At 44.9% G+C, this 13,548-nt stretch carries 11 protein-coding genes; 5 read left to right on the plus strand and 6 right to left on the minus strand.

From position 1 onward, the window contains the following. Nucleotides 1-23 precede the first annotated feature (23 nt). Together NL644_RS10475 and NL644_RS10480 are read right to left on the minus strand one after the other, a co-directional pair. Complete coding sequence (locus NL644_RS10475; RefSeq protein ID WP_005380527.1) at nt 24-755, minus strand: DUF3379 domain-containing protein; 732 nt, start codon at nt 753-755, stop codon at nt 24-26. Beyond that, nucleotides 748-1,323, minus strand: coding sequence for a sigma-70 family RNA polymerase sigma factor (locus NL644_RS10480; RefSeq protein WP_029836529.1), 576 nt, complete (start codon nt 1,321-1,323; stop codon nt 748-750). The genes NL644_RS10475 and NL644_RS10480 overlap by 8 nt, the downstream gene beginning before the upstream one ends. A 718-nt stretch (nt 1,324-2,041) precedes the next feature. On the opposite strand from NL644_RS10480, the gene fadI reads away from it, so the two are divergent. After that, nucleotides 2,042-3,349 carry an acetyl-CoA C-acyltransferase FadI gene (fadI, locus tag NL644_RS10485; protein WP_005394284.1) on the plus strand — a complete coding sequence of 436 codons (1,308 nt, stop codon included), beginning with the start codon at nt 2,042-2,044 and terminating at the stop codon, nt 3,347-3,349. Continuing rightward, nucleotides 3,349-5,460: a fatty acid oxidation complex subunit alpha FadJ gene (fadJ, locus tag NL644_RS10490; protein WP_253658368.1), complete on the plus strand. Its 2,112-nt coding sequence runs from the start codon at nt 3,349-3,351 to the stop codon at nt 5,458-5,460. Before fadI ends, fadJ begins: the two co-directional genes overlap by 1 nt. 62 nt (nt 5,461-5,522) lie before the next feature. On the opposite strand, the gene NL644_RS10495 is transcribed toward fadJ, so the two are convergent. Together NL644_RS10495 and NL644_RS10500 are read right to left on the minus strand one after the other, a co-directional pair. Then, nucleotides 5,523-5,777 (minus strand): hypothetical protein, encoded by a 255-nt coding sequence (locus tag NL644_RS10495; protein WP_046875551.1) that lies wholly within the window; start codon nt 5,775-5,777, stop codon nt 5,523-5,525. 168 nt (nt 5,778-5,945) lie between these two features. Next, complete coding sequence (locus NL644_RS10500) at nt 5,946-8,723, minus strand: insulinase family protein (RefSeq protein WP_253658369.1); 2,778 nt, start codon at nt 8,721-8,723, stop codon at nt 5,946-5,948. Nucleotides 8,724-9,098: 375 nt separating this feature from the next. On the opposite strand from NL644_RS10500, the gene sixA reads away from it, so the two are divergent. Next, nucleotides 9,099-9,563, plus strand: coding sequence for a phosphohistidine phosphatase SixA (gene sixA / locus NL644_RS10505; protein ID WP_005397904.1), 465 nt, complete (start codon nt 9,099-9,101; stop codon nt 9,561-9,563). A 97-nt stretch (nt 9,564-9,660) separates the two neighbouring features. Here sixA and smrB read toward each other — a convergent pair whose 3' ends face one another. Next, entirely contained in the window at nt 9,661-10,191 is a 531-nt protein-coding gene (gene smrB / locus NL644_RS10510) for an endonuclease SmrB (protein WP_012841540.1), read from the minus strand. Nucleotides 10,192-10,254: 63 nt separating this feature from the next. On the opposite strand from smrB, the gene prmB reads away from it, so the two are divergent. Further along, entirely contained in the window at nt 10,255-11,187 is a 933-nt protein-coding gene (gene prmB / locus NL644_RS10515) for a 50S ribosomal protein L3 N(5)-glutamine methyltransferase (protein ID WP_005397909.1), read from the plus strand. Nucleotides 11,188-11,366: 179 nt separating this feature from the next. Next, the gene (gene aroC / locus NL644_RS10520) at nt 11,367-12,452 is read left to right on the plus strand and encodes a chorismate synthase (RefSeq protein ID WP_005397911.1); all 1,086 of its coding nucleotides are present in this window, start codon (nt 11,367-11,369) and stop codon (nt 12,450-12,452) included. Between the two features lie 223 nt (nt 12,453-12,675). Here the strand turns inward: aroC and NL644_RS10525 are convergent, their stop codons facing one another. Then, nucleotides 12,676-13,299 (minus strand): trimeric intracellular cation channel family protein, encoded by a 624-nt coding sequence (locus tag NL644_RS10525; RefSeq protein ID WP_074191661.1) that lies wholly within the window; start codon nt 13,297-13,299, stop codon nt 12,676-12,678. Nucleotides 13,300-13,548 lie beyond the last annotated feature (249 nt).

Consider the following 13,548-nt stretch of genomic DNA (forward strand, 5'->3'; position numbering starts at 1 on the left):
AAGGCTGGAAATCGTCGAAGTTATTACATCGGTTTAATCATTGATGCAAGAGTCGTAGCGATAGCATCAATATTTTCACCTTCTTCTCCGACTAAAATCAGGCTTGAACTCCCGACGGGCTGAACGATTCCGGTCATGCCATCCTTATTAAAGTCGGTACTTTGTTCGCTAGGAATACCAGTAATAAATAACGTTACTTTACCTTTTGGACCTTGGAATACCATATGCACCGCATTGGATTCGCCAAAACCGCAGTGGTTTAGGTAGTAAACGTGATATGGAAAGTTTTCACTAAACTGGTAATGAAATGGCGACATTTTCGCATTAATTTGCGAGCTCGGTACATCCTCATCAAGATGACGAACAAAAGGTTCTTCATGAATAACGTGTTTCATCGCGGTATCCGCTAAACTGGCTTGTGCTGGAGACACCAAAACATTTCCCCAGTTTACTTGACCAACTAATAATCCTGCGGTGAACGCAATAGAAGCGGCAAGTGCCATTGCTTTGCGCACAAAGTTTGGTCTGACGACCTTCTCTTCATCAAGTGCACTCGACGTCTGACTAAATAAAATCTTATCAGCGAGATCTTCAGGTACATCCACATTCATGGCTTGTTTAATTTTTACGTCGAGATCCAAAACGTCATCAACAAACTTATTGTTGGCGTCGCTACCAGCTAAAGCTTGCAGAATCTCTTCATCCTTTTGTTTTGGATCCGACAAAATACGACGACGAAATTCTAAATCATCCATTCTTTTGTCCTCTCTTAGTATCTTGAGAATCCAACATCTCTTTGAGTTGATTACGAGCGCGAAATAATCGAGTCATCACTGTATTTTTATTTAAATCAAGAATGTCGCCAATCTCTTCTCCGCTGAAACCACCGACAACTTGGAGAAATAAAGGCTCGCGGTATTCAACATCGAGTTTCATGATCTGTGCTTGCAGCCATTCTTGCTGATGATGTGGGTCATCGCTGACTTTAGCATCATTGCCGTAATCATCGATATCAACTAAATCAAATTGTTTACGTTCGAAGCGGCGCGCATTTTCTCGTCTCAATATGGTGATGAGCCAAGACTTGGCAGCTTTTTCGTCCTGAAGGCTATCGAGTGACTTCCAAGCTCTAAGACAGGTTTCCTGAACTAGATCTTCCGCTATCGCTTTATCTTTGCACAACCAGTATGCGTAGCGATATAAGTCACGATGGTACCCTCGGACGAGCGCTTCGTATTTTCTTTGCTTGTCCATATCAGAGTTGACCGGACTGTTGGAATTTTTCTTTCCAAACATTTTTAATATGGCCACAGGAGCCTCCATCCTCGCTCTGTGAGTTTCTTATTTGTTCTGAGCATGACTTTACTTTTCAATAGCCTCGCGGTTTCGGTTGAGCGTGTGTCGTAGATAACTTCTGACACAATAAGCTATGTGGTTACTTAAAAGTGTATACGCAAATGCCAAATATCATCGAACATGAATTGGTAAAGATTGTTAACAATATCATCATTAGTAATCAATGGTTTGGATAAGTTCATTCGATGGGACATAAAAAGAGACTGCTAGCGGTGAATTTTTGAATCGGTTTGCATCGCTGAGCCTTTTAGATGTGCTTAAAGCTCGTAAAATCACTATAAAATTGATCTATTTCAAAATATCAAGCAGTGAAGGGGTTATAGTACATCTTGTCATCTCGTTAGTCATTGCGACTAACATGTTGAGCAAGATGACACTTCCTTTTGAAGGCTGACTTTACTTTCTCCTAATCAGGAAACTGATTAATTTTCAATTGGCGTAAGTTAATTGTTTTATAGATATTCCGACCACACAGTTATGTGTGGTTTTTTTTTGCTTCGATTTTACCTTCCATATACCTCTTACCGTTTTAACTCTCTATAGTTAATCATTATTAATCGCATAAGAATCAAAGAAGTAGAGTAATTGATCTACTTGCTTCACGTTTATTTAAACGCATGTTTGATAAATTTAACAAATTCATTACAATGCATCAGGTCAGACCTCTTGTATTTAAGGAGAAACAATGGGCAAGCAGGAAGTAAAAACACGCAATGGTGAGCGTGTCGCTATTGTCGCGGGGCTTCGAACTCCCTTTGCTCGTCAAAGCACGGAATTTAGCCAAGTGCCAGCGGTCGATTTAGGGAAAATGGTAGTAAGCGAAATGCTTGCTCGAACAGATATTGATCCGAAGTTAATCGAACAAGTGGTATTTGGACAAGTAGTACAAATGCCTGAAGCGCCAAACATCGCACGAGAAATCGTGTTAGGCACCGGTATGAACATCCATACTGATGCTTACAGTGTGACTCGTGCGTGTGCAACGAGTTTTCAAGCGGCGGTCAATGTCGCAGAAAGCATCATGGCGGGAACCATCGATATCGGTATTGCTGGTGGTGCAGACTCTTCTTCCGTCCTGCCTATTGGCGTATCTAAGAAACTGGCCGCTAATCTGCTTGCTCTAAGTAAGACAAAAACAATGGGTCAGAAGCTTAGCATCCTCAAAAACTTGAGCTTTAAAGACCTTATGCCAGTGCCTCCTGCAGTAGCCGAGTACTCTACGGGTTTATCCATGGGACAAACTGCGGAGCAAATGGCAAAGACGCATGGTATTTCTCGTGCAGAGCAGGATGCGCTAGCACATCGCTCTCATACGCTGGCTTCCCAAGCTTGGAAAGAAGGCAAGATCCAAGGTGAAGTGATGACGGCTTTTCCCGAACCATACAAAAAATGGATTTCGGAAGACAACAATGTCCGTCACGACTCAACCGTAGAAGGGTACGCGAAACTTCGACCTGCCTTTGATCGCCAGTATGGCAGTGTTACGGCAGCTAACAGTACGCCACTGACTGATGGTGGTGCGGCAGTGATGTTGATGCGCGAAGGTAAAGCGAAAGAGCTTGGCATGGAGATTCTTGGCTACATCCGCGGCTACGCATTTTCAGCGATCGGTGTGGAAAAGGACATGCTGATGGGACCGACTTATGCCACAGCGAAAGTGCTAGAAAATACAGGCTTGGAATTGTCTGATCTGACGTTGATCGACATGCACGAAGCGTTTGCTGCGCAAGCATTGGCGAATGTGAAGATGTTTGCTTCAGATAAGTTTGCTCAAGAAAATCTAGGTCGTTCGAAAGCGATCGGTGAAATCGACATGGATAAGTTTAACGTGCTTGGTGGCTCAATCGCTTACGGTCACCCATTCGCGGCGACAGGTGCACGAATGATGACGCAAACCCTACGTGAACTGAAACGCCGTGGCGGCGGTATTGCGTTGAATACCGCATGTGCAGCTGGCGGTCTTGGCGCAGCAATGATTCTGGAGGTTGAGTAATGAGCGAGCAAAAAGCATTTAGTCTAAAAGTTGATGAGCAGAATATTGCTTGGTTAGCGATTGACGTACCTAATGAAAAAATGAATACGCTACAGGCGGCTTTTGCTGATGAAATGAAAGAAATCTTTGCTCAGCTAAAAGACGCCAGTGGCATCAAAGGGATGATCATTCATTCCCTAAAACCGGACAACTTTGTCGCGGGGGCCGATGTGCGCATGCTAGAAGCGTGCACGACCGCAAGTGAAGCAGAAGCATTAGCGAGGCAAGGTCAAGAGCTATTCCAGCAGCTATCGGACTTACCATATCCTGTGGTTGCCGCTATTCACGGTCCATGTTTTGGCGGTGGCTTAGAGCTTGCTCTTGCATGTGATTATCGTGTTTGTACGGATTCAGATAAAACGCGTTTAGGCCTGCCAGAAGTACAACTTGGTTTATTGCCAGGTTCTGGTGGTACTCAGCGTCTGCCACGTTTGATTGGCCTATTACCGTCGTTGGACTTGATCCTGACGGGTAAACAGCTTCGCGCAAAGAAAGCTAAAAAGCTGGGTGTGGTTGACGCCTGTGTCCCTGACACCATTTTGCTCGACGTAGCAAAACAGTTTATCGACAAAGGTAAAAACAAGGGTACGAAAAAGCTATCGACGAAAGAAAAAGTGATGTCGGGTAGCGGGTTAGGGCGCAAGTTTGTGTTTGAACAGGCAGCGAAGAAAACCAATCAGAAAACCCGTGGTAACTATCCTGCAACGGTCGCGATTTTAGACGTTATTCAGCATGGTTTAGAGAAAGGTTTCTCCCAAGGACAAGAGCTTGAAGCGAAACGCTTCGGTGAGCTTGTGATGAGCTCTGAATCAAAAGCGCTCCGTTCTATCTTCTTTGCGACAACGGAAATGAAGAAAGAAAATGGTACGGATGCGAAACCCGCGCCAGTTCATAAAGTTGGCGTGCTTGGCGGTGGCTTGATGGGCGCAGGAATCAGCCATGTGTCTGTTGCAAAAGCGAAGGTGCCTGTCCGCATCAAAGACGTCAGCAACGATGGCGTTCTAAACGCACTCAACTATAACTACAAGTTATTCGAGAAACAGCGTAAACGTCGCATTCTATCAAAAGCCGATCTGCAAGCGAAAATGTTGCAACTGTCTGGCGGTGTCGACTTTACCAGCTTTAATCATATTGATGTCGTAATTGAAGCCGTTTTTGAAGACTTAGATCTTAAACAAAAAATGGTGGCGGATATTGAAGCGAATGCCAAGCCGGAAACCATCTTTGCGACCAATACTTCTTCGTTACCAATCCACAAAATTGCAGAAAAAGCGGAGCGTCCAGAAAACGTAGTGGGTTTGCATTACTTCAGCCCGGTAGAAAAAATGCCGTTGGTGGAAGTGATTCCGCATGAAACGACCTCAGATGAAACCATTTCAACAGTCGTTGCACTTGCTAAAAAGCAAGGTAAAACCCCGATCGTAGTGAAAGACAAAGCGGGCTTTTACGTGAACCGCATTCTTGCGCCATACATGAACGAGGCGGCGCATATTCTGCTGGCCAACGAACCGATCGAAAAGATTGATACGGCGTTGCTTGATTTTGGTTTCCCTGTCGGCCCAATCACCTTACTGGATGAAGTCGGTGTCGACATTGGCGCGAAAATTATGCCGATTCTGGTCAACGAGTTAGGTGAGCGATTCAAAGGACCTGACGTGTTCGATATCTTATTGAATGACGGTCGCAAAGGACGTAAGAGCGGGAAAGGTTTCTACACTTACAAAGGTAAGAAGAAAGATGTCGATAAATCCATCTACAAGCTGCTTAAGCTCGATCCTGAATCTAAGTTGAGTGATAACGATATTGCGTTGCGCTGTGTACTACCAATGCTGAATGAAGCGGTACGTTGTTTGGATGACGGCATCATTCGCTCGCCACGTGATGGTGATATTGGTGCAATATTTGGCATTGGTTTCCCTCCATTCTTGGGCGGTCCATTCCGTTATATGGATCAGTTTGGCATTAAAGAACTGGTTGAGAAAATGAATGAGTTTGCATCGAAGTATGGCGATCGTTACGCACCGTGTGATGGTTTGCTTACTCGAGCTGGAGAAGGAACCACATTCTATTAAACGTTGCTTCGGTAAAGAAAAAGGCTTGCCAGTGGCAAGCCTTTTTCATAAATAAGAAATAGTTACTTCTTCTTGTCTTTCTTATCTTTATTGTGGCCTTTACCTGGGTTGTCGTCCCCGTGAACGCTGCTGTTGCCTTTGTTGTCTTTATCTTTCCACTGTTTTGAAGAGCAATCATCTGATTTGATGGAAACATTGTCTCCGCTTAGGCGGACACAATCGTTACTTAGCTCAAAGCCATCACCTTTCACCGAGATTTCAGCGTGTGCAGATGCCAGTGGCAGTATAATAGCCGCAAGTAGTAGTGCTTTTTTCATGATTACCTCATTAATTTATTTTTAGTGTGGTAATTAGAGCATAAGCCGCAATGGCGTAATTTCAATTTTCTGCCAATTATGGTGTCGATTCTATTTATGAGACCCACAACCTCATTGGCATGTAGGTATATACTTACTAATCGATAATTTTATTACTGCGCAATTAGATCATCCTAAGCCGCAATCTTTTGGCCTAAGTTGGAACTCTTCAATCGATCCAATTTCTTGCCCTAAGTGGATGCGCGGAGCGTCCGAATGCGATTGCCCTTGAGAGTGCATGACCAATCGGTTTGCCGTGCGAGGTTTCAACTCATTAACGACAAAGCGAATCATGTCTGCTCGGGTCAATTTCTTCAGTTCAGCAAGTACCTTGTCACGTTGGTTAAACTCGGTGTCTTTGTTTCCTATTGCAACCCAAAGACGCTGAGCACGACCTCGCAGTGTGGTGTCCGGCGTCGCTATTTGATTCCATAAGCCGCGCTTACTGCTATGCCATTGGTAATCGTTCAGTTCTAACAGCACCATATAAAAGGCATTTAAGAACTCATCGATTGAGGTAACCAGCTCGGCAGGCGCTGCATTGGGTGACTGCACATAAAGCACAATACCCGGATGACGGTTAAGTGGCATATTGCCAGTGCCCACCATGTAACCTAATTGCTGTTTTGTGCGGATCTCGTGGAAAAATGTTGCCGACATGAGATGGTTCGCCAATGAGTATAGAGCAATGCTACGAGGCTCAATATCCTCACACTGGTGGTAAATAACGACCGCCGAATCTTGCTGGTTGCAATGTACTTCACGTTGAAAACTGCCGTTTTTTCCCAGCATGATGAGTGGGCGGAGCGCCTCTTCATAACGCTGCTCTTTTACTCTTAGGGCATCCTTTAAGGTCGTCGCCATGTCATGCGCTTGTTGACGCTGCCAATCTCCGTAAACAAACATTTCAACGTGCAGCTCTGCAAGAATTGATTCTACGAATACTGAGAGTTCATCGACTTCGATTTCTTCTAGCGCTTCGACTAAGGTTGCGAAAGGCGGGTTATTGGGTTGAAGTAGCCCTGTAAGTGCGTTAAACAGCTGCGAAATAGGACGATCTTGTGAAGCATTTCTCCAGTTACGTAACAGTTGCTGCTTGATGGTTTCAAAGCGTGCAGGGCTGAAATCTCGAGAAGCAAAACGGTGCAGGATCATTTCCAACAATTGAGGCAGTTTTTGGCTGAACCCTGAGAGGGTTAAGGTAACCCCGCCTTGGTGAGCGTACATGTTGTAACCCATCCCTGCGATTTCAGCTTGATAGGTTTCTTTTGCTAGCGAGTCGAGGAACATCTCGACACATAGGCGAGTTTTGACAATGTTCTTCGGTGATGCAACAGCATGAGAGCTGTCGATAGCGACATATACAACGCCTTTTGGCACGCGAAATTCATCATCTTGTAAATGCCAAAGTCGGAAGCCTTCGAGATCTTCAATTAACTCTGGTAGTGAACCACCATTTTCGAACGGCATGGGATCGAGATCGTAGCAAATATAAGGGTTCTTTTCTGGTAAGACGAACTGCCAGCTTGGATCGATTTGTTGATAGAAGCGGCGTTGCTCATCACTAAAAGGCGTGACGGAATACGGAGTAAAGTACCATTCGGCAGTACGATTGTATTCCAGTCCTTTTGCAATCAGGGTTACGCGGACATTATCGATGGTTAAGTATTGCAGCAACGAACGCTGCAGTTGTTCATCATAGCCCGCCATTTTGTAGTCGCCATAAATGGTATCGTCTGGCTGATAATGCTGCATATTGATAACAAGATGGCTAACCAAATCCATTGGTCGAGATGGTTCCTGGAAACGAAACGCCGACTCAAGCACCGCTTGTTTTTCGAGATAGCGCCATTCATCTAGCCCGTCTTGTTTGATCATCGAGAGGTATTGAAAAACCGCTTGGATGATGTTGTCAACGTGGTTGAGACCCAGCGGGGTGAGTGTGCAGCTAACCGTAAAATCTCGATAGTTGCTACCACTAGCGCCGCCTCCTGCAGAAAGTGACGTAATCCAGCCTTCATTTTTTAGCTGGAGCATTAAGCTGCCTTCGCCTTCATAGCCGAGTAAATGCGCGAAGTAAGAGAGTGGTTTAACGCCGTAGTGCTTATCCATTCCCGGCATTGGGAAGGTGAGAATGAGTTTTCGAAATTCTTTGATTGGTTCAACTTGAACTAAAATTCCGGTACTTTCTTTGGTGTTAATGGGGACATCAATCGATTTTCCACGAAGGTGGTGGTTTGGGATATTGGCAAACATGGCTTCTACCCACGCTTGCTGAGCATCGAGCGACTGCGGCCCAAAGAGCGTCAACGTCATGAGATCGGCAGAGTATTGAGAGTGGTGAAACTCGACAATTTCGTCGCGGATGGATTTACCATCTCGGTCACCTAATGTATCTAGGTTGCCGACTGAGAACTTAGAGAAAGGGTGATCTGGATTGATGACTTCTTTGTTGACTTGATACAGGCGGCGAGAATCGTCATTAAGTTTGAGTTTGTATTCGGAGTCGACAGCCTGGCGTTCTTTGTCTAAAGCTTCTTCGTTAAACAATGGTGCGGTAAAAAATTGGCTAAATCGATCTAAGGCATTTTCAAAGGCATTCGGAGTAACATCAAAAAAGAAACAAGTGTGCTCAGTACCCGTCCAAGCGTTATTTGTTCCTCCATGCTGGCTAATATAACTTTGAAACTCGCCCACTTTAGGGTATTTTTCCGTACCCAAAAAAAGCATATGTTCTAAATAGTGTGCCAGACCTTGGCGATCGTTTGGGTCGTCGAAGTGTCCAACGTTCACTGCTAGAGCAGCTGCTGACTGTTGAGCTGTCTCGGAATGAATCAGCAGTACACGCAGATCATTGCTCAAGGTAATGTAGCGGTATTGATTTGAATCGTTAGGACTTAGATGCACGATGCGTCTCCAGATTTCGCATTACAGTAATTATGAACCCCTAGCTAGGGGGCGCAAAGTTTGCGTTTCGACAAATACTGCTTGCCGTATTTTTGTTATTCGTAGACTTCTGCACAGGCCCATCGCGTTTGCGTATGGGGAAGAACTGTTTGAATGAATGCTCTGAACTCATAGCACAGTTAAATACTGTGATGAACTGAGTACATTCTTTTTAATAGATTGTTAAGAAAGTCGCTATCTTTAGCAAGCGAATTGGTATAATGAACAGATAATTATATCAGTATTTTTGTTTCGTCATTATTAAAGTTAGCCCCGTCTATCTAATAAAGATAGCAGTCAACCTTTTGGTAGCGTTAGCTATCCCTAGGAAATAACATGAAAATATTCATCATGCGTCACGGCGAAGCCGAGCATTTTGCAGATTCAGACGCAGCACGACAATTGACCCCAAGAGGCAGAGTCGAATCAGAAGCGGTTGCGAGAGCCTGTAAAGAACAAGGTTTTGCGCAATTCGATAAAGTGTTGGTGAGTCCGTACATTAGAGCTCAACAAACTTGGCAAGAGATCAGCGAGTATTTTGCTGCAAAAAGCATCGAAACTTGTGAAGATATTACACCTTACGGCCAATCTGAGCATGTATTTGATTTTGCAAGTGCATTGATTGAAGTGGAAAAACTAGACTCGCTTCTGCTTGTCTCTCACTTGCCTTTGGTTGGTTATCTCACTTCAGAGTTTGTAAAAGACATGGCACCACCGATGTTTCCTACATCAGGTCTAGTGTGTATTGAATACGATCTACAAACGCAAAACGGTGAAGTGCTGTGGCATATTACGCCATAAGCGTCGAAACCAAATAAGCATTTAAACATTAGATATAGAATGAAGAAAGGCAGGAAATTTCCTGCCTTTTTGTTTAATTGCTTCTACAGTGAGCTAGTTACTTTTCTGGAATCGAGAGCAAAACTAACAACGCACCATCACCGCCGAATTCTAGTGGCGCTTGGTGGAAAGCCATTACGTCTGGGTGTTGTGCTAACCAAAGTGGCGCTTTCTGTTTCAGGATGTGTTTACCAATGCCATGTTGCACACACGCACAGTGAATCTCGTTTTTGACGCAGTAGGCGATCATCGCACCAAGTTCACGCTTAGCTTCTTGTTGTGTCATGCCGTGCATATCGAGGAATACGTCCGGTACATACACGCCGCGACGTAGACGTTTAACTTCATAAGTGGAGACGTCGTCACGTGCATAACGAGTTGGGCCTTCTTCATTTAAGAGAGGGACAAACTCGTCGGAGAAGTAAAACTCAGAATCACTCGCTTCACGGTTGGAGCGCTTGATTTCTTTTTGCTTAGTATTTTTTTTTGGTTGCTGGATTATGGTATCCTGTCGCAACTTTTTTACGCCCTGTACTGCTTCCTGAAACAAGGCGAAATCGTCATCGTGTTCGGTGTCTTTTTTGCTCATTAGGTAAACAATTTCATTAATAAACTTTTATTGGCAGTATTGTAGCGCTTTTCGGAGGCAATTTTGGATAAGATTTTTGTAGAAGAAGCGGTATCGGAGCTGCATACCCTTCAAGATATGATTCGTTGGACGGTAAGCCGCTTTAACGCAGCGAACCTGTTTTACGGTCATGGTACTGATAATGCGTGGGATGAAGCGGTTCAGCTTATCCTGCCAACCTTATACTTGCCGATTGATGTGCCTCCGCACGTATTAAACTCTCGCCTAACGACCAGCGAGCGTCTGCGTATTGTTGAGCGTGTAGTAAAACGTATCAATGAACGTACACCAACTGCATACCTAACCAACAAAGCTTGGTTCTGCGGTCTTGAGTTCTTCGTTGACGAGCGTGTACTCGTGCCACGTTCTCCAATTGGTGAGTTGATTCAAGCTGAATTCCAACCTTGGTTGGTAGAAGAGCCAGCGCGCATCATGGACTTATGCACAGGCAGCGGCTGTATCGCAATTGCATGTGCTCACGCGTTCCCTGAAGCTGAAGTGGATGCGATTGATATCTCAACGGACGCACTACAAGTCGCGGAGCAAAACGTACAAGATCACGGCATGGAGCAGCAAGTATTCCCAATTCGCTCTGACTTGTTCCGCGACCTACCAAAAGAGAAGTACAACCTGATCGTGTCTAACCCACCATATGTGGATGAAGAAGACATGAACAGCCTGCCAGACGAGTTCACACACGAACCTGAGCTTGGTTTAGCAGCCGGTACGGATGGCCTAAAACTTGTGCGTCGTATTCTTGCAAACGCACCAGACTACCTAACAGATAACGGCATTCTTATCTGTGAAGTTGGCAACTCAATGATTCATATGATGGAACAGTACCCACAGATTCCGTTCACTTGGATTGAGTTTGAGAACGGCGGTCACGGCGTATTCATGCTAACGCGTGATCAGCTGGTTGAGTGTGCCGAAGAGTTCAAACTGTACAAAGACTAATAGGGTCTTGCACTAAACGTCAAAACACCGAGCTTTATGCTCGGTGTTTTTTTATACATAACTCGCCGATATTAACTCTTTACATCAAAACGTAATAAAGCCACTATGAATCCACGAAGAATTGGAAAGCAGTTGCGCTCTGGTTTGAGAGGGCGTAGCGATAAAAACTTGAGGAAGTAATGGCAGGAAACAGTATCGGACAACATTTCCGAGTGACGACATTCGGGGAAAGTCACGGTATCGCACTGGGATGTATCGTAGACGGATGTCCTCCGGGGTTAGAAATTACAGAAGCAGATCTGCAAATCGATCTCGACCGCCGTCGTCCAGGCACATCACGTTACACCACACAACGTCGTGAACCGGATGAAGTTAAAATTCTTTCTGGTGTTTTTGAAGGCAAAACCACAGGCACATCGATCGGTTTGCTAATTGAAAACACCGATCAGCGCTCAAAAGATTACTCGGACATCAAAGATAAATTCCGTCCGGGTCATGCTGATTATACTTACCACCAAAAGTATGGCATCCGTGACTATCGAGGTGGCGGCCGTTCGTCTGCTCGTGAAACCGCAATGCGTGTGGCGGCGGGTGCAATCGCGAAGAAATACTTGAAAGATGAGTTTGGTGTTGAGATTCGCGCGTACTTGTCACAAATGGGTGATGTCTCTATCGACAAGGTAGATTGGAACGAAATCGAAAACAACGCGTTCTTTTGCCCAGATGTGGACAAAGTAGAAGCGTTTGACCAACTTATCCGTGACCTGAAAAAAGAAGGCGACTCAATTGGCGCGAAAATTCAGGTTGTGGCAACTAACGTGCCTGTTGGGCTTGGTGAACCTGTATTTGATCGTCTTGATGCCGACATTGCACACGCGCTAATGAGCATTAATGCGGTGAAAGGCGTTGAGATTGGTGATGGCTTTGATGTGGTAAACCAAAAAGGCAGTCAACACCGTGATACGCTTGCTCCTGAAGGTTTTGGCAGTAATCACGCGGGCGGTATTCTTGGCGGTATCTCAACTGGTCAAGACATTGTGGCTAACATTGCGCTTAAGCCAACATCAAGCATCACAGTTCCGGGTGAGACCATCACAAAAGAAGGTGAGCCAACTCAGCTGATCACCAAAGGCCGTCATGATCCTTGTGTGGGTATTCGTGCCGTACCAATAGCTGAAGCGATGCTAGCGATCGTGGTGATGGATCATTTGCTGCGTCATCGTGGTCAAAACCATGGCGTAACAACTGAAACACCGAAGATTTAAGAGCTTTGTGTCATTCCAGCGAGCTATAGCGAGACTAGGAATCTAATTTCAGCGCGATGAAAAGAGAAAGAAACATCTCTGACAACAGAGTGCTCGGATAATAGATCCTGAATCATGCTCCTTCGTCGCTGTTCAGGATGACTGAATATAAAATTATGCCACTCACTTAATCGCGGGTGGCACAATTTTATCAGGCAACCTTTTTTGTTTAAGTAGTTTTTGCTTAATGGAGTGAGCCTTCCGTTTCCAAATTGAAAGAAGGGAGACGCCACTTAAAACGTACCGCGGCCATACGCAGCATATAACCGGTGATCAGTGTAATGATAGTGGCTGTTACATCGGGAACATTAAATTCTAATAGCGCTAAGTACATTCCTGATGCGATAAGAGCGACAGAAGCGTAAAGTTCTTCATGGAGCACCAACGGTGTTTGGCGACAGATTAAGTCGCGGAGTAGCCCACCGAATACACCCGTTACTAGCGCTGAAACCATACAGATCCCAGGGTGTAAGCCCATGCCCATCGCAATCTTAGTTCCGATGATGCTGAACACGATCAAACCTAACGCATCAAGGCGGATGAATAGACCTTTTAGCTTAATCACCCATTTCGCTAAGCCTGTGGTAAGTACACCCGCAACACACGTGATTGCTAGGAACTCTGGGTTTTTTACCCAACCAAGAGGGTAGTGTCCCAGTAAAATGTCACGTACGGTGCCACCACCAATGGCCGTTGCACTGGCCACCAACATAACACCAAACCAGTCCATTTTTCTTCTACCAGCGCTCAACGCACCTGTCATGGCTTCAGCCGTGATACCAATGATATACAACACACTTAGCAACATAGGGAGACACTCAACGTAAAAAGTCACTACGTTCTACATGAATCATCGTAGGCGCAGCAACAACACTTACAAAAGGTTTTATCAATCTTAAAAAGTGATTAAAACCAGCAACATGCTTGTAATCAAACCGCTTAAAAAACAGCAGTTTGAGCAGCATCAAAATAAGGCGAGAGTGTAGTAGCAAATGAGTACGCTGACGAATGAGAAATTATATGGAGAAAGCGATGTTCAGATAAATTCAACTAATAA

Origin of the sequence: Vibrio sp. Y10_XG_PY6 (assembly GCF_024181795.1) — a bacterium.
Taxonomy (GTDB): domain Bacteria; phylum Pseudomonadota; class Gammaproteobacteria; order Enterobacterales; family Vibrionaceae; genus Vibrio; species Vibrio diabolicus.

Bases quoted from the DNA above. Each gene is read 5' to 3' on its own strand.
- NL644_RS10475 (WP_005380527.1), bottom strand. From the start codon at position 755: ATGGATGATTTAGAATTTCGTCGTCGTATTTTGTCGGATCCAAAACAA.
- NL644_RS10480 (WP_029836529.1), bottom strand. From the start codon at position 1,323: ATGGAGGCTCCTGTGGCCATATTAAAAATGTTTGGAAAGAAAAATTCC.
- fadJ (WP_253658368.1), top strand. From the start codon at position 3,349: ATGAGCGAGCAAAAAGCATTTAGTCTAAAAGTTGATGAGCAGAATATT.
- NL644_RS10525 (WP_074191661.1), bottom strand. From the start codon at position 13,299: ATGTTGCTAAGTGTGTTGTATATCATTGGTATCACGGCTGAAGCCATG.
- sixA (WP_005397904.1), top strand. From the start codon at position 9,099: ATGAAAATATTCATCATGCGTCACGGCGAAGCCGAGCATTTTGCAGAT.
- fadI (WP_005394284.1), top strand. From the start codon at position 2,042: ATGGGCAAGCAGGAAGTAAAAACACGCAATGGTGAGCGTGTCGCTATT.
- smrB (WP_012841540.1), bottom strand. From the start codon at position 10,191: ATGAGCAAAAAAGACACCGAACACGATGACGATTTCGCCTTGTTTCAG.
- aroC (WP_005397911.1), top strand. From the start codon at position 11,367: ATGGCAGGAAACAGTATCGGACAACATTTCCGAGTGACGACATTCGGG.
- NL644_RS10495 (WP_046875551.1), bottom strand. From the start codon at position 5,777: ATGAAAAAAGCACTACTACTTGCGGCTATTATACTGCCACTGGCATCT.